The 23,263-nt window shown below is 39.2% G+C and carries 16 protein-coding genes and 4 tRNA genes; 15 read left to right on the forward strand and 5 right to left on the reverse strand.

The window, feature by feature from the left end:
- Window positions 1-31 precede the first annotated feature (31 nt).
- From uvrY to nspC, 10 genes are all read left to right on the forward strand, one after another.
- Window positions 32-676, forward strand: coding sequence for a UvrY/SirA/GacA family response regulator transcription factor (gene uvrY / locus A6E04_RS18395; protein ID WP_012550667.1), 645 nt, complete (start codon window positions 32-34; stop codon window positions 674-676).
- Complete coding sequence (gene uvrC / locus A6E04_RS18400; RefSeq protein ID WP_012550666.1) at window positions 676-2,502, forward strand: excinuclease ABC subunit UvrC; 1,827 nt, start codon at window positions 676-678, stop codon at window positions 2,500-2,502. The genes uvrY and uvrC overlap by 1 nt, the downstream gene beginning before the upstream one ends.
- Window positions 2,503-2,546: 44 nt before the next feature.
- Window positions 2,547-3,101 (forward strand): CDP-diacylglycerol--glycerol-3-phosphate 3-phosphatidyltransferase, encoded by a 555-nt coding sequence (gene pgsA, locus A6E04_RS18405; protein ID WP_017022839.1) that lies wholly within the window; start codon window positions 2,547-2,549, stop codon window positions 3,099-3,101.
- A gap of 317 nt (window positions 3,102-3,418) precedes the next feature.
- Window positions 3,419-3,492: transfer RNA gene (locus A6E04_RS18410), tRNA-Cys, on the forward strand.
- A gap of 3 nt (window positions 3,493-3,495) precedes the next feature.
- A tRNA-Gly gene (locus A6E04_RS18415) sits at window positions 3,496-3,571 on the forward strand.
- A 108-nt stretch (window positions 3,572-3,679) separates the two neighbouring features.
- Window positions 3,680-3,766, forward strand: a tRNA-Leu gene (locus A6E04_RS18420).
- Between the two features lie 33 nt (window positions 3,767-3,799).
- A tRNA-Gly gene (locus tag A6E04_RS18425) sits at window positions 3,800-3,875 on the forward strand.
- A gap of 796 nt (window positions 3,876-4,671) precedes the next feature.
- Window positions 4,672-7,575, forward strand: a complete 2,904-nt coding sequence (locus A6E04_RS18430; RefSeq protein ID WP_065612047.1) for a pyridoxal phosphate-dependent class III aminotransferase — start codon at window positions 4,672-4,674, stop codon at window positions 7,573-7,575.
- Window positions 7,576-7,577: 2 nt separating this feature from the next.
- Window positions 7,578-8,822, forward strand: coding sequence for a carboxynorspermidine synthase (locus A6E04_RS18435; protein ID WP_065612048.1), 1,245 nt, complete (start codon window positions 7,578-7,580; stop codon window positions 8,820-8,822).
- Between the two features lie 86 nt (window positions 8,823-8,908).
- A complete protein-coding gene (gene nspC, locus A6E04_RS18440) occupies window positions 8,909-10,042 on the forward strand; it encodes a carboxynorspermidine decarboxylase (protein ID WP_023603543.1) in 1,134 nt (377 codons plus the stop codon).
- Between the two features lie 93 nt (window positions 10,043-10,135).
- Here the strand turns inward: nspC and yccS are convergent, their stop codons facing one another.
- On the reverse strand, window positions 10,136-12,310 hold the full coding sequence (gene yccS, locus A6E04_RS18445) for a YccS family putative transporter (RefSeq protein WP_139078872.1): 2,175 nt from the start codon (window positions 12,308-12,310) through the stop codon (window positions 10,136-10,138).
- 195 nt (window positions 12,311-12,505) lie between these two features.
- Here yccS and helD point away from each other — a divergent pair, with 195 nt between their 5' ends.
- Window positions 12,506-14,569 carry a DNA helicase IV gene (gene helD / locus A6E04_RS18450; RefSeq protein ID WP_065612049.1) on the forward strand — a complete coding sequence of 688 codons (2,064 nt, stop codon included), beginning with the start codon at window positions 12,506-12,508 and terminating at the stop codon, window positions 14,567-14,569.
- A 102-nt stretch (window positions 14,570-14,671) separates the two neighbouring features.
- On the opposite strand, the gene A6E04_RS18455 is transcribed toward helD, so the two are convergent.
- Complete coding sequence (locus tag A6E04_RS18455; protein WP_017022249.1) at window positions 14,672-15,127, reverse strand: methylglyoxal synthase; 456 nt, start codon at window positions 15,125-15,127, stop codon at window positions 14,672-14,674.
- Between the two features lie 64 nt (window positions 15,128-15,191).
- Complete coding sequence (gene torT, locus A6E04_RS18460) at window positions 15,192-16,187, reverse strand: TMAO reductase system periplasmic protein TorT (RefSeq protein WP_065612050.1); 996 nt, start codon at window positions 16,185-16,187, stop codon at window positions 15,192-15,194.
- A 74-nt stretch (window positions 16,188-16,261) separates the two neighbouring features.
- Between torT and torS the strand changes: the two genes are divergently transcribed.
- Window positions 16,262-19,129, forward strand: coding sequence for a TMAO reductase system sensor histidine kinase/response regulator TorS (torS, locus tag A6E04_RS18465; RefSeq protein ID WP_065612051.1), 2,868 nt, complete (start codon window positions 16,262-16,264; stop codon window positions 19,127-19,129).
- Between the two features lie 128 nt (window positions 19,130-19,257).
- Entirely contained in the window at window positions 19,258-20,901 is a 1,644-nt protein-coding gene (locus tag A6E04_RS18470) for a methyl-accepting chemotaxis protein (protein ID WP_065612052.1), read from the forward strand.
- A gap of 97 nt (window positions 20,902-20,998) precedes the next feature.
- On the opposite strand, the gene A6E04_RS18475 is transcribed toward A6E04_RS18470, so the two are convergent.
- Complete coding sequence (locus A6E04_RS18475) at window positions 20,999-21,628, reverse strand: YccT family protein (RefSeq protein WP_065612053.1); 630 nt, start codon at window positions 21,626-21,628, stop codon at window positions 20,999-21,001.
- Window positions 21,629-21,704: 76 nt separating this feature from the next.
- On the reverse strand, window positions 21,705-22,295 hold the full coding sequence (locus A6E04_RS18480) for a porin family protein (RefSeq protein WP_017022254.1): 591 nt from the start codon (window positions 22,293-22,295) through the stop codon (window positions 21,705-21,707).
- Between the two features lie 270 nt (window positions 22,296-22,565).
- Between A6E04_RS18480 and A6E04_RS18485 the strand changes: the two genes are divergently transcribed.
- Both A6E04_RS18485 and A6E04_RS18490 read left to right on the forward strand, forming a co-directional pair.
- Window positions 22,566-22,865, forward strand: coding sequence for a hypothetical protein (locus A6E04_RS18485; RefSeq protein WP_065612054.1), 300 nt, complete (start codon window positions 22,566-22,568; stop codon window positions 22,863-22,865).
- Between the two features lies 1 nt (window position 22,866).
- The gene (locus A6E04_RS18490) at window positions 22,867-23,259 is read left to right on the forward strand and encodes a M15 family metallopeptidase domain-containing protein (protein ID WP_065612055.1); all 393 of its coding nucleotides are present in this window, start codon (window positions 22,867-22,869) and stop codon (window positions 23,257-23,259) included.
- The last annotated feature ends 4 nt before the right edge of the window (window positions 23,260-23,263 follow it).

Here is a 23,263-nt window from a genome sequence, read left to right on the forward strand (position 1 = left end):
GGTGGCTGTAGATTAATTCGGAGTGTCAGTTGTGATTAAAGTATTCCTTGTAGATGATCATGAGCTGGTTCGCACAGGGATTCGACGTATTCTTGAAGACGTCCGTGGAATTAAAGTAGTAGGGGAAGCTGACAGCGGTGAAGATGCCGTTAAATGGTGTCGAACAGAGCAGGCTGATATTGTTCTGATGGATATGAACATGCCTGGTATTGGTGGCTTAGAAGCCACGAAAAAGATTTTACGATTTAACCCAGATATGAAAGTTATAGTATTAACTATTCATACTGAGAATCCATTCCCAACGAAGGTGATGCAAGCGGGAGCTGCAGGCTATCTAACCAAAGGTGCGGGACCGGATGAAATGGTGAATGCTATTCGTATGGTACAAAGTGGCCAGCGTTACTTATCACCAGAAATTGCTCAACAAATGGCGTTAAGTCAATTTACGCCTGATTCTGAAAATCCTTTTAAAGAACTTTCAGAGCGTGAGTTACAGATAATGATCATGATTACTAAAGGCGAAAAAGTGACGGATATTTCCGAACAACTTAATTTAAGCCCTAAAACTGTGAACAGTTATCGTTATCGATTATTCAGTAAATTAGACATTAGTGGAGATGTTGAATTAACGCATTTAGCTATTCGTCATGGCATATTAGATGCTGAGACGCTGTAGTGCCTCCTTTTGATTCAAAAGCTTTTCTACTATCAGTTACCCATCAGCCCGGCGTTTATCGAATGTATAACGCCGAAGCTGAGGTTATTTACGTCGGTAAAGCAAAGGATTTAAAAAAGCGATTATCGAGCTATTTTCGCAGTAATATCCCTTCAGAAAAAACCAAAGCCTTGGTCACTCATATTGCACAAATTGATGTTACGGTCACTCATACAGAAACTGAAGCATTAATTCTTGAGCATAATTATATTAAGCAATATTTACCTAAATATAATGTGCTGCTGCGTGATGATAAATCTTATCCTTACATTTTTATTTCGAATCATAAGCATCCAAGGATCTCCATTCATCGTGGTACGAAACGAAAAAAAGGAGAATATTTTGGACCTTATCCTGATTCAGGAGCGGTTAGAGATTCCCTTCATCTAATTCAAAAACTATTCCCTATTCGTCAATGTGAAGATTCAGTGTATGCAAATCGTCATAGACCTTGTTTAATGCATCAAATTGGTCGCTGTTTAGCACCATGCGTAAAAGGCATTATTAGTGATGAAGATTATGCCGAGCAAACTGAATTTATTCGATTGTTTTTGCAAGGGAAAGATCGACAAGTTATTCAATCTCTAGTTGAACAAATGGAAGGGGCGAGTCAGGCTCTTAATTTTGAAAAAGCAGCGACAATTCGTGATCAAATTCAATCAATGAGACGCGTACAAGAACAACAATATGTTTCGGATGAAAGTAGTGACGATCTTGATGTATTAGGTTTTACAATTGAAAATGGACTCGCTTGTATTCACTTGTTAATGATTCGGCATGGAAAGATTTTAGGCAGCCGTAGCTTTTTTCCTAAAATTCCAGCTAAAACTGAGAAAGAGGAAGTGTTTTCTAGTTTTCTCACTCAATATTATTTAAACCATAGTCAAGGGCGCACTATTCCCAATCGAGTGATTACCAGTTTTGAATTTGAGAGTGAAGGGCTAGAGCAGGCATTAACGGAGCTGTCTGGCCGTAAAGTGTTATTTCAATTAAACCCTAAAGGAATGAAAGGTCGCTATTTAAAACTCGCGGATACGAATGCATTGTCGGCCTTAACGAGTAAGGCTAACCATAAGCTTACGGTTTATCAGCGATTTAAACAGTTAGAAGAAGCGCTTTCTTTAGCATCTATCCAACGTATGGAATGTTTTGATATCAGTCATACGATGGGAGAGAAAACCGTTGCGTCATGCGTTGTATTTAATCAAGAAGGGCCAGTAAAATCGGAATATCGTCGATACAATATTACCGGTATTACTGGAGGGGATGATTACGCCGCGATGGCTCAAGTTTTAGAGCGTCGTTATAGTAAGCAATTGGATATTGATAAAATCCCTGATATTGTGTTTATTGACGGAGGAAAAGGGCAATTGAACAGAGCTTACGACGTTATTCGTCAGCATTGGGGAGATTGGCCTAAAAGACCGTTATTACTTGGGATTGCAAAAGGAGTGACAAGAAAGCATGGGCTAGAGACTCTGGTGAAAATTACAGGAGAAGAGTTTTCGATGCCAAGTGATTCGCCTGCATTGCATTTAATACAACATATTCGTGATGAGAGTCATAATCATGCGATTAGCGGGCACCGTGCTCAGCGCGCTAAAGTAAGAAAAACCAGTACATTGCAACACATTGAAGGTGTCGGTCCTAAGCGGAGACAAGCATTATTACAATATTTAGGTGGTCTACAAGAATTAAAAAAGGCAAGTGTTGAAGAAATAAGCAAAGTGCCAGGTATTAGCCGCTCTTTAGCAGAAAAAATACAGGATGCGTTGAAACAAGGGTAAAAAAAGCGCACCATAGACCCGCGGACCAAAACTAAAGAATTATTATGCGATTAACGATACCAAATATACTCACGTTTATCCGACTTGCACTTATTCCAGTGTTTGTTGTTGTTTTCTATTTACCTTATGAATGGTCTGCAGTTGCTGCTGCGATGGTTTTTTGGGTAGCAGGCTTTACTGATTGGTTGGATGGGTTACTAGCAAGAAAGCTAGGACAAACCTCTCGATTTGGTGCCTTTTTAGATCCTGTCGCAGATAAAGTAATGGTTGCTGCGGCCTTAATTTTAATTACCGAACATTATCATAGTATTTGGATCACAATTCCTGCGATTACCATGATAGGGCGTGAACTGATTATTTCTGCTTTAAGAGAATGGATGGCAGAAATAGGTAAACGTGCAAGTGTTGCTGTTTCTTGGGTTGGAAAAGTTAAAACCGTTTCTCAAATGTTCGCATTGTGGGTTTTAATTTGGCGTTATGATGATTGGATGGTGTGGGTTGGTTATGTTGCACTTTATGTAGCCACCATTCTAACGTACTGGTCAATGATGCAATATCTCGCTGCAGCGAAAGATGATCTACTTAATGCTGATGATTAGTCAGTGATTGAGATGAAGAAGCGAACTTAGGTTCGCTTTTTTTGTATTTATAACAAAATAAAGTATAGAGTTCTGATATTGCTGCTTTTTATTCTTAGTTTTTAGTTTGTTTTATTCTTACTTTCTACAGTCATCTTATCTTAATTTGTTTGAATACTGCATTTTTAGTGTGTTTTATATTCATTTTGATCGCATTTTATTCAAACGGAACAAAAATAGAAAAATAGTGTTGACTACAGATGCTGAATCAGTAGAATGCATCCCGTACCCAAGAGGAAGGCAACTAAGTAATTGGTTAAGTCTTTGAGGGCTGGAATGGCGTGTTGGCAGAGTGGCTATGCAGCGGATTGCAAATCCGTGGAGCTCGGTTCGACTCCGGGACGCGCCTCCATTTGCGACACTAGCTCAGCTGGTAGAGCGCAACCTTGCCAAGGTTGAGGTCACGAGTTCGAGCCTCGTGTGTCGCTCCAAATTTTGTAACAACAGTCAAGTAACATTGGCGGACTGTTGAAGATGGTGTCTAACCCGCTTTATTTATAAAGCACATTGGTTGGGTGCATCGCAATAAAGAATTGCGTGCCCTGGTGGTGGAATTGGTAGACACAAGGGATTTAAAATCCCTCGGCGTTCGCGCTGTGCCGGTTCAAGTCCGGCCCGGGGCACCATCTATTAAAAGTCTATATCGAAAGATATAGCATGCGACACTAGCTCAGCTGGTAGAGCGCAACCTTGCCAAGGTTGAGGTCACGAGTTCGAGCCTCGTGTGTCGCTCCAAAATTAATAAGCCCGATCAGAAATGGTCGGGCTTTTTAACGTCTGCAGTATGTGAATATGAAATTCACTATCAACGACGGTGATTATTGTTGGGTAGCATAGAGTGCAACTTTGCCAAGGTTGAGGTCACGCCTAAGCCTTGAAGTACGGGAGCCCCGTATGTCGCTCCAAAATTAAAAAGCCTGATCAGAAATGGTCAGGCTTTTTAACGTCTGTACTATGTGAATATGAAATTCACTATCAACAACAATACATACTGTTTGGTGGAGTCGAATGTTAGATTATTTATCAGTTTGTTCTTAACGTAATGGTAAATAAGCGGTTATTTCACATTAATGATAATAATGTTATGAAAAAGAATTGCCATGTTATGAATGGATATGGTATTTTTCTTCACAATCTCGGGGTAAGTTCTGGGGGAAACGCGTAATGACCATTAAAGCTGGTGACATTACGTAGGGTAGGTATCAGTAAAACTTTACTGATAGAAGGGATACTAGTGGCAACAGTGCCATATAAACGGGAAACCCAACATGTACACATTCAAATTATATACTCCAATCAGCTCAATTCTTCCAACATGCCCTGTTGTTGAAAACGGTAGCATTACTGAACCTTGATTTAACTTAAAGCATTTAATCACTCCTGTGATATTAAGATCCCGTACTTATTAGTAAGTCATTGGGATACTTTGCTGTGCCACTTTTATTTTTCGCTATCTATATCCTGTTTTTCGGGGTGTTTTGTTATGCGTTAAAAATAAAGAGGTTTGAAAACATATTTCAAGGTAACAACAATGAGTTCTGTATTTAATGTCGATAACTCGACACTTACGTCTGCATTTTCACTTCAGGTTCCGATTTTAGATAAGCTCTATGATCTAACACCAGATAAAGCTTTAATCGAACAAACTGAACATGAATCAGAGGTTCGTTCTTATCCTAGACGCTTACCAATAGCGATAAAAAAAGCGTTTGGTGTGTTAGTTGAAGACACGCGCGGACAACTTTATTTAGATTGCTTGGCAGGAGCTGGAACACTGGCGTTAGGCTACAACCATCCTGAAATCAATCAAGCATTAAAAGATCAGTTAGATTCAGGTTTGCCTTATCAAACTTTGGATATTACAACGGAAGTTAAAAATACCTTTATTCAAAAAGTGAAACGTTTTTTACCAGCTTATTTTTCTGAAAATGCCGTAATTCAGTTCTGTGGACCATCAGGTGCTGATGCTGTTGAAGCAGCCATCAAACTGGCTAAGCAAACGACGGGACGAAATACGATGTTTGCATTTCGTGGGGCGTATCATGGGATGACAAATGGCACGATGGGGATGATGGGTAATCTTGAAACGAAATCTAGACGCACAGGATTGATGTCTGATGTTCATTTTATGCCCTTTCCTTATGATTTACGCTGTCCCTTTGGGCTTGGTGGCGATGACGGTGCGAAAGCCAGTATCCAATATATTGAACGGTTATTAAGTGATGATGAAGCTGGGATTATGAAACCGGCGGCGATGATTGTCGAACCTATTCAAGGTGAAGGTGGTGTGGTTCCTGCCCCTGCTTTTTGGTTGAAAGAGTTACGACGCTTGTGTGATGAACATGAGATCTTACTCATATTAGATGAAATTCAATGTGGTGTTGGTAAATCTGGTTATAACTTTGCTTTTGAAGAATCCAATGTTTCTCCTGATATTTTATGTTTATCAAAAGCCATTGGCGGCGGTTTACCAATGTCTCTGTTGGTGTTTAATAAGAGCATCGATACATGGAAAGCGGGTGAGCATACCGGAACATTTCGTGGTAATCAGTTAGCAATGGTGTCAGGGACAAAAGCGTTAGATATTATTGAACGAGATAATTTGGTCGAACATGCCACTGTGGCGGGTAAATATTTTCGTTTAGGTTTAGAGGCGTTACAACAACGCGTTAATTGCATTGCAGAGGTCCGTGGTAAAGGGTTGATGCTAGGTATTGAGATTCAAAAATCAGACGGCAGTAAAAATAAGTTTAATGAACCTCAATCTGATGGTGTTCTTACTTTAGCGATTCAAAGGGCATCATTGGAGCGTGGTTTGCTGATTGAAAAAGGGGGACGTGATGGTTCTGTTATTCGTTTTCTTCCCCCTCTTATTATCAGCTTTGAACAAATTGATTTTGCTCTACGTGTACTTGAAGATGCGATGATTGCTTGTGGTGGTGTGAGTGACACGATTGAGAGTGATGAAGTGCGTGAAGAATGGAGGTCGCACTTTATTCATACTGGGAAATGTGGAAGTGATACTTTTTCTCAAGTGATGAATCACACAACAAAAGCAATGAAAGCTGTTTTTGAGCAAACGACAGTCCCGTATTCAGGTTTAGATCCAAAAGAACTAGAGAAAGCCATTTATGCGGTGAATTTAGATACAAATAACGCACCCATTAATGATGTTATTGATGATATGGCGGATCTTGTTGCTAAACACTCAATTATTGTTCAACACCCAAGCTGTATTGCCCATCTGCATACACCGCCATTGATGTCCGCGATTGCTGCTGAAGTAATGATTGCAACGCTAAATCAATCAATGGATTCATGGGATCAAGCTTCTTCAGCGACGTATGTTGAACAGAAAGTCATTGATTGGGTTTGTACTAAATATCAATTAGGTGCTGACTCAGATGGCGTTTTCACCAGTGGTGGAACACAAAGTAATCTCATGGGGCTACTGTTAGCTCGGGACTGGATTGCGGATATGATCAGCCAGCACTCAATCCAAAAACAAGGCCTTCCAGAATATGCACATAAGCTGCGTATTATATGCTCTAACAAATCACACTTTACGGTACAGAAATCAGCGTCTCTATTAGGGCTTGGTGAAAAAGCAGTGTGCAGTGTTGAGACAAATGATAATGGCACCATAAAAATTGCAGCTCTTAATAAGACAATCTTCGATTTAAAAGCCAATGGATTGATCCCATTTGTACTTGTTGGTACCGCTGGGACGACCGACCATGGTGCTATCGATGATTTATCTGCATTAGCGGATACCGCCCAAGAACATGATCTTTGGTTTCATGTAGATGGTGCTTATGGAGGGGCATTAATACTCAGTAGCCATAAAAATCGTTTAAATGGAATCGATCGTGCTGATTCTTTAAGTGTTGATTTTCATAAATTATTTTATCAAACCATTAGTTGCGGGGCTTTGCTGTTAAAGAATCAATCGGCTTTTAAATATTTACTTCATCATGCGGATTATTTAAATAGAGAGCATGATGAACTTCCTAATTTAGTCGATAAATCCATAGCGACGACTCGTCGATTTGATGCATTAAAAATATTCATGACGATGCAGAATGTGGGGCCTAACGTATTAGGTGATATGTATGACCATTTGCTGGATCAAACACAAAGAGTAGCAAGCTTAATCAAACAAAATGAATGCTTTGAATTACTTGCTCAACCTGCATTATCAACCGTCCTATTTCGTGTCGTTAATCATGACATTGAACGTCTTAATTGTCTTAATCAGAACGTAAGGATTGAAGCGTTAACTCGAGGTGTTGCCATTCTCGGGGAAACGATTGTGGGTGATAAAACCGCATTGAAATTAACCATACTTAATCCATGTTTAAAGATGTCTGATTTTGAATCTTTGCTGGAAAAAATTAATACGTTGGCCGTAGAACTATCAAATAAGGGTAAATAATTATGTCTATTTTACAAATTGGCGCAGGTGGTGTTGGGTGGGTTATTGCCCATAAAGCGGCGCAAAATAATGACACGTTAGGTGATATCACGATTGCTTCTCGTACCATTGAAAAGTGCGAAAAAATTATCGAATCAATTAAGGGAAAAAATAACCTAAAAGATCCGACAAAAAAGTTAGAAGCAAAATCAGTGAACGCCGATGACGTTGAGGCTCTAATTACCCTTATTAATGACGTTCAACCTGATCTGGTTATTAATGCAGGTCCTCCATGGGTTAATATCGCGATTATGGAAGCGTGTTATCAAGCGAAAATCTCGTATTTAGATACCTCAGTTGCTGTGGATTTATGTTCAAAAGGGCAGCAAGTACCAGAAGCGTATGACTGGCAATGGGGTTACCGTGAAAAATTTAAAGAAGCGGGCATTACGGGTATTTTAGGTGCCGGTTTTGATCCGGGTGTAGTGAGTGTATTTGCCGCTTACGCGGTTAAGCATCTGTTTGATGAGATCGACACGATTGATGTCATGGATATTAACAATGGCGATCATGGTAAAAAGTTTGCGACTAACTTCGATCCAGAAACGAATATGCTAGAAATCCAAGGGGATTCTTTCTATTGGGAAAACGGAGAGTGGAGACAAGTGCCTTGCCATACCCGTATGTTAGAGTTTGATTTTCCACATTGTGGCACCCATAAAGTGTATTCAATGGCGCATGATGAAGTACGTTCAATGAAAGAGTTTATTCCTGCTAAACGAATTGAATTCTGGATGGGTTTTGGTGATACCTACTTGAACTACTTTAATTGTATGCGCGATATTGGTCTATTAAGCCCAGAGCCACTGACATTGCATAATGGAACTGTCGTTCAGCCTTTGCATGTCCTAAAAGCATTGTTGCCTGATCCAACCTCTCTTGCCCCAGGTTACACGGGATTAACGTGCATAGGAACGTGGGTACAAGGTAAGAAAGACGGTAAAGAGCGTAGTGTGTTCATTTATAACAATGCCGATCATGAAGTGGCGTACAAAGACGTAGAGCATCAGGCTATTTCATACACAACAGGGGTTCCCGCTATCACCGCTGCTTTACAGTATTTTCGTGGTGAGTGGGCTGCGGCTGGTGTGTTTAATATGGAGCAGTTAAATCCGGATCCATTCCTAGAAACAATGCCTCAAATTGGTTTAGATTGGCATGTTCAAGAACTCACACCAAAACAGCCAACGATTAATATTTTAAAATAATAGAAATACGATAATAATCGGTGTGATTCTTTGAAAAATCGCATCGGTTTATTCGATGTGCAGAGATGAGTATCATGACAGATCAATTGAAAAAAAGTGAATTGAAAACGCCTTATTTTATGATTGATGAAGCGAAGTTAATCGCGAATCTTGAAGTGGCAAAACGATTAAAAGAACAATCAGGCGTTAAGCTTGTGTTGGCACTTAAATGTTTTTCAACATGGGGTATCTTTGATCTGATTAAACCTTATTTAGACGGTACAACAAGCAGTGGACCTTATGAAGTGAGACTGGGGCACGAAACGTTTGGTGGTGAGACACACGCTTACAGTGTGGGTTACAGTGAAGAGGATGTGAAAGAAGTCATCGAAATTTGTAATAAATTGATCTTCAATTCGCAATCTCAGTTGACTGCTTATCGACATTTAGTTGAAGGCAAAGTGTCTGTCGGTCTTAGGTTAAATCCTGGTGTTAGCTATGCAGGGCAAGATCTGGCCAATCCAGCCCGTGAGTTTTCTCGCTTAGGTGTTCAAGCGGATCACCTTGATACCACTGTATTTGAGTATATCAATGGTGTGATGTTTCACATGAATTGTGAGAACAAAAGTGTAGACGCATTTTCGTCACTCCTTGATGCCATCTCAGTTCGATTTGGTACTTATTTAGATACTCTTGAATGGGTAAGTCTTGGGGGAGGCGTTTTCTTTACATGGCCAGATTATGATGTTGATAAGCTGGCAACAGTATTAAAAGCTTTTTCTGATAAACACAAAGTGCAGCTGTATTTAGAACCGGGTGAGGCCATTATTACAAAAACGGCCGATTTGGTTGTTAGTGTGGTGGATATTGTTGAAAATGGTAAAAAAACAGCCATTGTTGATTCAGCAACAGAAGCGCATCGCTTAGACACATTAATTTATAATGAACCCGCCTCGATACTAGAAGCCTCAGAGCAAGGTCAATATGAATACATTATCGGTTCATGTTCTTGTTTAGCGGGGGATCAATTTTGTGAAACTCAATTTGAACAACCATTACAGATAGGACAAAAATTGCACTTATTAGACAGTGCAGGTTATACCATGGTGAAATTAAACTGGTTTAATGGTTTAAAAATGCCATCGGTTTATTGTGAAAGACGGTCTGGAAAAATAGATAAACTGAACGAGTTTGATTATTCTGATTTTAAACGTTCGTTATCTCAGTGGACGATAAGTTAAAGAATAACAGACAGATAAGATGGCAATAAGACCGTACGCTTATTGCCACTTTTGCTTTAGAGCCATTTATTTATGCGTGTAAATAAATGGTTCTTATTTTGACTCAGGTTTACTTGGTGTGCTTAATATTTCTGATAAAGAATGCATTTCAGGTAATATTTGGTGGATCAAATGAAGCTGCTGTAAGACCATTCTGACTGAGTTTTCATCTTCATCACGCCATTCTGAAAGACGTTTTTCAATCCCTTCCTCGTTACGAATATTATTCTCAACGTTAAATTCTTTATTGTTTAATTGGCATTGAATTTGGTTTAAATGAGAATGAATAATACGGTGAGACTCTGCAACTAATTGATGTGTTTCTTCATCTTTTAAACGAGTTCGGTGAGCACCTAAAGCCGAAATATAGCTGAGCATCGCATGACATAAACAAAGAAATCGGAATGATTCATCCACCGCAGTTTGGTATTTTCCGGGTTCAATGAGCATGTTACTGATAGCAGAGCTTAAAGCGGCCTCATTATTGTGTGCTTGTCGGCGAGAAAGACGATATTGAAGCGAGTCTTTTTTCCCTGCGCGGTATTGGGCAATGATATTTGAGAGGTAATCTTGATGTGCTGTTACCGTGTCTGCCATGACTTTATGCAAGCGTTTTGACTGCCAATCTGGAAGTATGTAAGTAACCGCAACTACTGCTAATGCACACCCAACGATCGTATCACCAAGACGCGGAAGTATCACCGCATAGCCTTCACCTAATTGGTTAAAGCAAAATAAGACTAAGATCGTGATAAAGGCAGTGGCAAACCCGTAATTCGCTAATCTAAATGCAAAGAAAAGCACGCCTGCAATAACCATTAAGACTAATTGGCTGTCGATTGAAGGAAAGAGAACCAGTAATAACGTACCGACAACTAAACCAATTAGCGTACCAGCAATACGAGCGACCAGTTTTTCTTTTGTTGCGCTGTAGTTTGGTTGGCAGACAAACAATGTGGTTAATAAAATCCAATACCCATGATTTAAATTGAATGCTTGAATAATGCCATAACCCGCAGTTAGGGCAATCGCCATACGTATCGCGTGACGAAAAAGCATGGAGTCGGGTGTGAGATTCGCCCTCAGTCGTTGCCACATTGCTTTTGGAGTATGAGCGCCTTGGTCTGATAAAACTGTGTCATCTTCATTTTCTAAACATGCACGCTCAGGGTTACTGATATTGGCAAATTGACGTTCAACGGTTGCAAGGTTATTAAATAAATAATCCAATTGAATTAACGACAATCGCCACTCAGGTCGATGTTGTTCTTTTAATGCAAGAAGCGATTGTTGTAACTCATCCAAGGCGAAAATAGAGGTTTGTGCGTGTTGATAAGGCAAACCTAACGATAAGCAACGAGCCACTTCCTCACAGGCTAAAGATTGGCTGTGAAGAAGATGTTTAAAGCGAAAAAGAATGTCACTGCGGTTAAATGTATTTGCTAAGTCTTGGTAACGATAATGGCTTGAACTAACTCGTTCATGAATGTCTTGTGCAATGAAATAAATTTTTAAGAATCGATCGCTTGCCCCAACAACATGACCACGTTTAGCTCGGGTTAATAATGACGTTTTGCTGTCGTTTAATGCCGTTACCATTTGCGCATTATTTTTGGCTTCTTGGAGGCGATAAGGTTGAGGCGTTAAATTAGTGACAGGGTGAAAGAGTTCACTTTTATTGTTTAAATACGTAGCCATGGTTTCAAAGACGGTCGCTAAATTTTGTTGAACTGGTTGCAACGGCCAGAATATTTGCCACGTTAAAGAGATGGAATAATACCAAGCGGCACCACCGAGCAATAAGGTCGGTTGATACCATAAATTAGGGCTTTGATCAGCACCTAACATGGTGTAAATAGCGATGAGTAAGGATCCAAAAGCGATACTGGCGTAACGTGGACCTAAAGCCCCAAGCATAATAAAGCTGATGGTGGATAAGAATAAACCAATCGCAAAAAGTATCGGAGTATCAAATAAAAGTTCAATAGAGAATGCTGCAATAGCAAAGCAGATAAACGTAAAGAAAAGTGCTTTTAATCGTCCCGATAATTTGTCTTCGGTTTCAGCAAGTGCAGCAGCAATAATCCCTAAAATTAATGGGGTGATCGCGGTATTTTCACCAAGGTACCAGCAAGGGATCACTGCACCGATTAAGGCAAGTAATACACGAACACTGTAATTAATGGTTTTATTGGCCCAGTACTGACGAAAAAGCTGACGACTATTCACAAAATGACTTTTTATAAGAGAAAAACCCATCATAACAAAGTCATATAGAGAAGACAGCGTTTGCTCATCAATCAATGTCTTAATACTGATCTGGGACAACAAAAAAATAACCTGATATCCTATGCGGTCTTCGGTTGACGTCGAGTTGCCGAAAATACGTTCATCAGTGTAATTTTTATTAGGTAGTATCGAATCATGCAGATTAAAGCAACCACCTTCGCTCAATGGTTAGTTCAGGGTGACTTTTATCAACTTGAATTAGAGCCAGAGCAGCTGTTGTTTACCTCCCACAAATATCAAGTTTCTGTGCCGTTTGATAAATGGAACGGACAAGTCACTTTCCAACGAGGATTAGTGTGGGGAGCGCTTTGTTTCTATAATCGAAATGAACAAATAGCGTGGCGAGTTTCTGGGTTGCCTTGGCAAGAGTGTGACGCGGTAATTAATGCCGTATTAAACGCGTACGCAGAATGGAAAGAATCGAAAGTCGTTATGTTGAATCAGTTACAACCCCAGATGTTAGAACTGGTGAGTACGTTCAGTGCACAGCGTCGTTATTTGAAGCAAACCGAAGCGCTGTTGATGGTTGAGAAATTATACGATTTATTTGAGCAAACCAAGATATCGATCCCTTTAGCTCAACAACTTCAGCCTGAATGTATTGCGCCTGTATTAGATTGGTTAATGGAACCTGAACAACAACTTATCACGTTAAACGAAACGTGGTTAGAAGAGCAAAAAGTGGAGTGGAAATCTTTTTTCTCAGAATGTGAGTCACAACCATTAAACGAATCACAACAAAGTGCGCTGTTATTAAATGAAGACCATACATTAGTATTAGCGGGAGCGGGCTCAGGTAAAACAAGTGTACTTGTTGCTCGTGTTAATTATTTGATTAAAAGCCAAGTGGCTCAACCTGAAGAGATTTTATTATTGGCTTTTGGTCGTCAGGCCGCTCAAGAAATGTCAGCTCGGATCATTGAGAAGCTAGGAACTGATATTGGACAAAAAGTAAAAGTGGCCACGTTTCACCAATTAGGGTTGGATATTATTCGTCATGTCGAATACCAACAACCCAAATTGTCATGCTTGGTGACGGATTCAAAAGCAAGAAAAGAGTGGTTTAGCCATGTGTTAGATTCGGAGTGGAAAAATGCCACAGCAACGAATCGTTGGAAAAAACACTTAAAAAAATGGCCTATCGCTTACTTACGTGGTGATGTTGATTTAAAAGAAGAATCGCATAACGAAAAATTACAAGAATGGCTGCACAAACAAGTATGCCAGTTAAACAGCTTACAGCTAGATAAAAAAACAGTTACCGCCCGTATTGAAAACCATGCTGATGCGGCGCGTTTAAAAAGCGAGCTCAACATTGTATGGCCATTTTTTAAAGCGTATGAAAGAACCCTTAAACAAGAAGACGCAATTGATTATGATTTAATGATAACCAAAGCGACAGCCTATATAAATGAGGGGAAATACGCCTTACCGTGGTCATTTGTTATGGTTGATGAATATCAAGATATCTCTCCGCAGCGTTTAGATTTAATTGAAGCGATTTGCCATAAAGAGAATGATAAAAAAGAAAGAGCCACATTGTTTGCGGTCGGTGATGACTGGCAAGCGATTTATCGTTTTGCTGGTGCAGATGTATCTCTAACTACTGGGTTCGAACAACGTTTTCAATCTTGTCAAATTGCAAATTTATCAATGACGTATCGTTTTAATGATCAAATTGGTGCCGTTGCTAACCGTTTTGTACAAGAAAACCCGATGCAGCTTAAAAAAGAGCTGAACAGTTTCACAAAACAAAAACGTAAAGCAGTGAAAGTGATTGAGCACCAATCGATAGAAAAAGAATTACTCTCTTTGTCTAAAAATATTCGAGATGGTGAGAAGGTTCTGATGTTAGGACGTAATCATAATCACTGTCCTGATGCTTTTGATGAGTGGGTGAAATTTTACCCAGGGTTAAACCTTGAATACAAAACGTGTCATGCAAGTAAAGGAACTGAAGCTGATTATGTCTTTATTGTTGAAATGACGGATGGTCAATTCCCAATGAAAGAGAGAGCGGAATCTTTAGATGGCGCCTTGCTGCCACACCTTGAAGATTTTGCTTATGCTGAAGAGCGTCGATTGTTTTATGTTGCGTTAACGCGAGCGAAGAAGAAAGTGTGGATCGTATATCATGGAAAGGCATCCCCATTTGTTCAAGAGATTGTCGATAAAGATTACCCAGTGATCCTTGAGTGATGATGGATAGATACTGATAAATAAAAAGCCCTTATTATATTGTTAATAAGGGCTTTTTAAATGAATCGTACTTTTTAATTCATTGTCTCTATTAGATAGATGCTAGATGCGTTCAGCTAAATACGCTTGATAATCAGGGATTTCTATTTCTATTTCTTGAGTCATTCGAGGAGACGAAATCATAAACTTAGCGCTTGAACGATTCATTGCGACAGGCACATTCCATACCGTTGCAATACGCAATAATGCTTTTACATCTGGGTCATGAGGAACCGCATTGAGTGGATCCCAAAAGAAAATCATCATATCAATTTTCCCTTCAGAAATAAGCGCACCAAGTTGTTGGTCACCGCCCATAGGACCACTAAGTAAGCTTTTTATTGCTAATCCTGTTTCTTTGCTTAGAAGGTGTCCGGTGGTCCCTGTCGCGTATAAAAAATGCCCTTGTAGAGCTTCTTTATTTTCTTTTACCCAACGTAACAACTCTGCTTTGTAATTATCGTGTGCGACTAAGGCAATGTGTTTATGTGCCGGTACGATACGCGTTGTTTTCTTCATCAATGTTCCTTATTTTTATTATTAGTGCCGTATTTTTTCATCTTATAAATGATGACAATAGCCTTTATTTTTTTGCGCCCACAAAAAAAGTTGGACGATATTCTGCTGGCGAAAGAGAATCTAATAGTACTCGTTTTGGTAAATGATTTGGGGTTAGTGCTTCAATTTTGGGTGATAGAGCAAACGGCAACGGTTGGTTTTCTAAGTATCCAATCGCTTGTTGAACACTAAGTCGACCTTGTAATACCATTTTATCTGTCGGAGAAAAGAGAACTTTACTGCGAAGTAGCCCACGATAAACCGCATGACTTAAATACGTCGATATTAAACCAACGTCGTCTTGCATTTTTCGACTAGCAAGCTCGCTAATGGCGACTTCAATAGCAACGGCACCACCGACAAGGTAATCCAATTTTTCGTTTTCAAGCGCATCTTGTATTAAATTACGTTGTAATTCCTTGCTGTTATCACCCCAATAAGTCGCACTGACAATGACATCACTGTTTTTAATTGCATCATAAAACCCTTTTGTTACCGGCTTTGTTCCGCCTCGGGTTTTAGGCCCAGGTAGCCAACCAATATGAACAATACCTGAATCTCTAGGGTGCAGTTTGGCTAAGAAAGCCCCGGCTTGATACCCCATGTCATACCAATCAACACCGACTTCACCAAAATGAAGAGGGGGTAATTTCCCTGTTGAGCTTTTCAGTTGGTTTACTGTTGCAAATGTTGGGATACCTTGAGTCAATTGTCTGAAATTATCTTGATAGGCGATAGGATCAACCGTACCTAATAAAATGGCGTTAGAGCCTATTTCAATGCATTGTTTAATTTGTTCTTTTTGGCGATCAATATTGGGATAACCACCAGATTCATAAACGGTTAATTCGACATTATTGCGTTTTGCCTCTTCAACCATGCCATAGTTGATAGACAACCAATAAGAATCTTTTAAATGCGGATAGATGGCACAAATCTTCCAAGGCGCTTTAGCGTAAGAAAGAGGGGATAACAGTATTGAAATCAAGGTAATAAATAGGGAGATTGCTTTGATCTTCATGGTATCTTCGCACTGACTTTAGGTTGGTGATATGATACCTGCATTACTCCTTTTTCCAAAGTGTATTCCAGATTATGTTATTTTCTTCTACAGGCATAGGCCAAAAACTGTTCATTACCTTCACGGTGATGATCGCGTTAATGGCGTTTGGCTCTGTTGTTGGCGTGCTTGGTTTTTCATACGTAGAAAAAACAGAAAGAACGGTGATTGACTCTGCGATTCCTGCAGTGATTGAAGCTCGATATATTTCTGATTTAAGTACAAAAATCATTTCAACATCTCAATTACTTTCGCAAGTAAATGTAGAAGATGACCGCAATAAATACGGAAAAGAATTATTTAGCGCTATCGAAAGTTTATACGTTCGATTAAAAGGCCTAGGTGTATACCCATTTGATAAAGCATTGTTGTCACGTCTTGATCAGCAAGTTCAAGATATTGTAGATAACTTAGCAACAATGGGGGATACCGTTGGTGAAAAAGTGATATTACACCGTATTATCCAAGAAAAAAGCAAAAATCTAACGCAAACAGCACTGCAATTAGAAGAACTTGCTCGTTCACAAGTACTTAATTCAAATACGATAACCATTGCTAATGTCGTTAAAATTTACGATCTTGTTGAAAATGGGAATAAAAATGACGTTTATGAGGCGCTTGATACGTTAGTTGAAATTGATCTCGATCTTGCGGAACGTTTGCATGAACTTCGCTTATTAACGTTTAAAGTGGTTAATACTATTGATGATGCAAGAAACAGTCATTTAATTAGCCAAGTTGAAAAACTGCGTCAAGATTTTACTCGAGACATGACGATTATCACTCGTCGAATACAAGCGGTTGAAGATCCTAGTCGCACAAAACAAATGTTAGATTTAGCCAGTGATTTAACCCACAGCCAACGTTTGTTCAGTGAACTGATTAAATTAATTGACTTAAATAATGAATTGAAAGCATTAAGTGATGAGAATATTCATCAATTCCAAAGACTGAATTTGACGATAGAACAACTGCTTAATCAAGCGAATGAAGTGACACAACAAGCGGTGGCTGATGTGAATTTTGTACTTAAAATCGTACAGCAGTTATTAATATCCATAACTTTACTTGGTCTTTGCTTGGTTATTTATATTATGTGGCGATACGTCTACGCTCGTGTATTAACACGTTTAAATCAATACGAGAGAGCATTGATGGATGTGGCCAATGGCAAACTGGATATTGAACTGGATACATCCGGTGATGATGAGTTGGCTCAAATGGGACGATCTATTTTGGTGGCTCGTGATACGGCTCAAGAACTGCAAGAACATAAAGACAGTCTTGAGTTACAAGTCGCCCAACGAACTCAAGAATTAAAATCCAGTAATGAACGGTTAAATGTTGAAATTATTAATCATGATAAAGCAAGAGACTTGGCTGAACAGGCTAACCGAGCAAAATCCGCGTTTTTAGCCACGATGAGCCATGAGATCCGAACGCCACTTAATGGGGTGTTGGGCACCGGTGAGCTATTACGAGGCAGTCGTTTAACTGCTCAGCAAAAGCAATACGTCGATATTATTAATCGAAGTGGTGAGAACCTGCTCGATTTATTGAACGACATTCTTGATTATTCGAAAATCGAGGCTGGGCATTTATCGATCAGAAAAAGTAACTTTAATGTTCATTCTATTGTTACTGATGTCCATCATCTATTTAGTTCTAGAGCTCAACAAAAAGGGATCACCCTTGATTTCAATATTCCGCCAGAGACACCGTTGTGGTGGATTGGCGATTGTAGTCGTATTCGTCAGGTACTCAATAATTTTGTGGGTAATGCGATTAAATTTACGCATACAGGCAGTGTGTCTATTCAGCTTCACGTGATATTAGAAACGACCTTATTGTTTGAAGTGATTGATACTGGTACCGGTATTGCTGAGCATGAGATAGACAGTTTATTCGATGCCTTTACTCAAGCGGAAGAAGGCCAAAAAGTCACGGGTGGTACGGGGCTTGGTTTGGCTATCAGCCAACGATTAATTGAAGCAATGGAGGGTGAAATTGGTGTGGATTCTAAAGAAGGGCTCGGAAGCACTTTTTGGTTCTCATTGGAATTAGAAGAAGGGCATCGCGTTGAAGTATCAAATGAAATATGTGCGATTTCTGATTTAGCGCCAGCTCATCTTCTTTTAGTTGAAGATAATCCTGTGAATCAAATGGTGGCCACTGGGTTCTTAGAAAGATTAGGTCATAAAGTGACCGCTGTTGATACAGGGCAGTTAGCGGAAGAGCAAGTAAAAGAACATCAATTTGATATGTTGTTGTTGGATATTAACTTACCAGATACTGATGGTGTGACATTACAAAAACGCTTAAGAGCGATTGAAAATGAATATCATGGGGAAGGGTGCTATACGCCAACGTTAGCGGTATCGGCTCATGTATTTACGGAAGATGTCGAAAGTTATTTAGCTGCAGGCTTTGATGGTTTTTTGGGAAAACCGTTAGTTGAAAATCAGCTGGTTCAAATGTTAAATCGTTTTTTAAGAGACCAATATACCGTGATAAATACGGACAGTTACGAACCCAATGAAAGAGTCGAGACAGAACAAAATGAGAATAATGAGATGATTATTGATGAGAAAGTAATTCAAGGTGATGTAACTATCTTGGGTAAAGATCGAATGACAAAGATTATTGGATTATTTGTACACTCTTCAAAAATTAATATGAGTGAATTGCAACAAGCGATTGTTAATAAAGAGGCTTATCAAGTAAATCAACTTGCTCATAAATTAAAAGGATCGGCGGGAAGTTTAGGCTTAATGAAGCTTTATGCTTTATGTCACGAGTATGAAAAGGCGAGTAAAGAGGGGGATATTTCGATCTGCAATAAAGATGAATTGCAAAACACGTATGATAATTCAGTTATTGCAGTGGAGAAAATTATCCTATAGAAATAAATTGAGGATAAATTTAACAGAATGATGAACTATATTTATGGTAATAATGATTTAGCTCATCATGTTGATTTAATTTATTGATATAGTCCACGGATTATTAGTCATTAAACCGTGGAGAAAAGATGAAGTTAATTAGTCATCTATCAGTAAAATATAAAATCGCAATTCCCGTGATCGCTATTGTTTTATTATTTAGTTCTATATCTATATTAAATGTCGCTAAATTTAATGAACAAGCAAAAATAAATAACACACTGACTGTCGTTGTTCAGCCGGTAATGGACAGTCTTGAAGATGCTTATCGTGATTTGTATCAGGTAATTACAGCCGCGCAAGGCTTAATGTTATCGGATAATACCCCTCAAGAAGTTGATTTTTATACGTTTGAGTTTAAAGATAATGCGTATAAAACAATACCTCGAATGAAAAAAGTTGATGTGTTATATCAACATAACTTACTGCCAATGAATACTCGCTCTGAATTAGAGACACTTATTCGTGCAACGGATAAATGGATTGCCCTTTATGAACCTTTATTTTCCAATCCTAGCGAAGCGCAATTTTATTATGACAGTGTAAATTCACAAATGGAAAACGAATTCATTGTGATTCGTAAACAATTAAAATCGCTGCGTAGTCTTATCGAAATTGAACAAAATCAATTAAAAGAGCAAAGCTTACATGCGACTAATTCAGGTAAGTTGATCTCTGAAATAGGTGCAGGTGCAGCCATTGTTCTCGCTTTATTTGCTGTTTGGTTATCCATAAATTGGATTGTAAAACCAATCCAATCTCTTGAAAGCGCGATGTCAGAAATAGCGTCGGGTGAGGGGGATTTATCTCAACGTATTTTAGTGGGATCTCAAGATGAAGTTGGGCAGTTAGCTTCTGCTTTTAATCAGTTTGTATCGAAGATACATGTAACAGTGCAAGATGTTATTTTATCGTCTAACTCTGTACGCCTAGAAGTGAAAAGCATTCAATCTCTCACTCAAAATATCTCTGAGTTTTCATCAAACCAACAACAAGAAAGTGAAGTCGTTGCTGCCGCTGTTCATGAGATGAGAGTAACCAGTGGCACGGTTAACGAGAATGCAAATGAAGCGGCAGAAGCCAGCCAAAGTGCAACGTCTGAAGCGGGCGTAACAGCGAAAATATTACAGCAAACGGTTAACTCGATTGAGAGCTTAGCCAATGAAATTACTCAAGCAAGTGGCGTGATTCAAACGTTAGATAATGATGTGTCTAACATCGCTTCCATTCTTGATGTGATAAGAGGCATTGCTGATCAAACCAATCTACTTGCTTTAAATGCGGCGATTGAGGCTGCAAGAGCGGGTGAGCAGGGGCGTGGTTTTGCTGTCGTTGCTGATGAGGTTCGTGCTTTAGCAAGTAAAACTCAGGACAGCACGGGTGAAATTCAAAGAATGATTGAGCGTTTACAGAAAGGCGCAAAAGAAGCGGTGGTTGCAATGGAGTCGAGTAGACAAAGTGGTGGCGTAACCATTGACTTAGCAAACAGTGCGTCTTTATCTCTTGAGCAGATCACAAATGCGATTATGATCATGAATGATATGAATACTCACATTGCGACTGCTGCGAATCAACAGAGTCAGGTGAGTGAAGACGTAAACAGTAATGTTCAACGGATCGCTGATAATAGTCATCAAATGGTGACGATGGTGGGAAGCGCAGAACATGCGTGTGAATCGCTCTCTAACCAGTGTACGAAAATGGATGAATTGGTCTCTCAATTTAAAGTGTAATCATAGAATAGAGATTGAGGGTTCGTCGAATAATTAACAAAAATGGCTTACTTGTGTAAGCCATTTTATTTATCATCAGTATTCAGAATTGCATTTATTACTTATTAAAGATCGATGTTTTAAATCTTTCTTGTGTTTCTTTATCTGCTTTCTCATACCAGTAATTCAACATTTGCTCTGCTGTATTTTCACCTTTCTCATTTTTTATTTCTTTATGAGTGACGGTGATCATATCTTGTTTAAAAGCGGCAGCATGCTCAGTCGTATTAAATTTCGCTAATTCAAATTGAATATTACGACCAATTTGCACACCGTCATAGACTAATTTTGCTTGTGCGAACGGTATATTTTTATCGTTTTTATCTTTTAATTCCCAATTAAGCTCGGTATTAAATGCTTTGGCTTTTTCAGGAGAATTATAAGACGGGAATACAAAGCTAATGTCTTGGTTGGTTGCGGTAAACTTTGAAACAATAATATCACTCGAGACTATAATGTTGTCTTTACCTTGCTTAAATACTGGATTGTATCTGAACACAATTTGGTGTTCGCCATCGTCCAGCTTAAGTGTTGATGTCGTTGAGAAGAAAGAACTATCAAGTTTGACTTCTTGGCTATCAACTAAAAGAAGCTCTACTTCACTTGGTACGGTTAAATGAATTGAGGCAGAGGCACTTAATGAGGTTAGAAGACATAAGCTAGCAGCAAGAAAAGAGTGAAATTTCATGTGAGTACACCAGTAATTAAAATAATTAAACTAAGTGTACTCATCTTTAGTTAAGAATGGAATATTTAGGATCGTGCTAAAAGTTGTAGGTCAGCCCTACGTAGGTCGTTCCAAAATCGTAACCAATCCCATCCATAATGGCTCGTGCAATATTGTGTCCAGCGGTTAGCGTAATGTGCTTACTTAAGTCGTACCCTGCCTCAAAGCCGTATGAAAGGCCTAAAGCGCTCTCACTTTGAGATCCTTTGCCGATATAACCCAGTTGTCCGTCTTCTAAATAGAAATCAACATCCATATCTAAATAATAATAACCATAGCCAAACATGCTGGTGATAAAGAAATCTGATTCAAACATATACGCACGATATTTTAAATTGGCTCCAAAAAAATGAGCATCAACATGACTTGTCGCGTATTGATTTTTATTTCGCCAATCAAAATCAAAGCGACCCATATTGTTATATTCAAGCTCTACAGACATATAGAAAGTGTCTGAAATTGGGAAGTCATAACCGCCTTTTATATTATACCCCCCATCAAGATCGGTTTGTGAGCCTAAAAAGGTAACGGAAGAATTTTCAATATTGGTGGTAATGTAATAGCCAGACTTATCGGCGTGCGCCGAAATTGAAAACAATATTGTCAATAATAAATAGAGTTGCCTCATGTATGTATTTCCTTTATATATTCATAATTGGTATATCATTCACTATTTACATAAATTTCACAAGAGCATTACATTATTACTTATATTTTAAAGCGAAAGATTGATTTTTAAGAGCGGTTATTTGGGGGGGAAGTTAAGTGCTTATCAAACTCGATTAATCAAGAGTCATGGGAAAGGTGAAGTGAACTTGAAAAGGTGTAATTTCGTTATACGGCCATCGATGTGCAAGCCCAACCTTTGTGTTGGGTTTCCTACATCTGGCATATAGGAATGGCATCAATATTCACCTCTACGCCTACGAGATACCCTGAGTCAAATTCAGAACCTGAGTGCGGCATGTCCGAGAAAGAGATAGCACGTATTGATGCCGCAATGAACAACCTTGCTAACTTGATGCGAGAGCAAAGCCGTACACTGAATAAAGTGCTTATCACGTTAACGAAAACTCAAACCATTCAAGTTTCAAACTCTAAACGAATAGATAAGCTCGAATCAGACAAAATAGGATTGGTTCGATTAATTTTTGGCCCAGTGATCGCCGTTGCGGTTGCTGCTTTAAAGGTAATGTAATATGAATAAATTCAGCAAAACAAGTGCAACTCGATTGGCTTCTTGCCACCCTAACTTACAGAAAGTTTTTACTGCCGCTCTTGAGGTGTGTGATTGCTCTATTCTTTGTGGCCATCGAACCAAAGAAGAGCAAAACGCCCTGCCAAGCACAAACACTCAAGTTCGGTACCCAAACAGCAAACACAATTCATTACCAAGCAAGGCCGTCGATGTAACCCCATACCCATACGATGAAGATGATCGTGAACGCTTCAGTTACTTTGCCGGTATTGTGATTGGTGTCGGTGCCTCAATGGGCGTGGCCATTCGTTGGGGCGGGGATTGGGACAAAGACAATGAGCTAAAAGACAATGGCTTTGATGATTTAATGCATTTTGAATTGATTGATGAGTAGGGCG

Origin of the sequence: Aliivibrio logei (genome assembly GCF_001691055.1) — a bacterium.
GTDB classification, from domain to species: domain Bacteria; phylum Pseudomonadota; class Gammaproteobacteria; order Enterobacterales; family Vibrionaceae; genus Aliivibrio; species Aliivibrio salmonicida.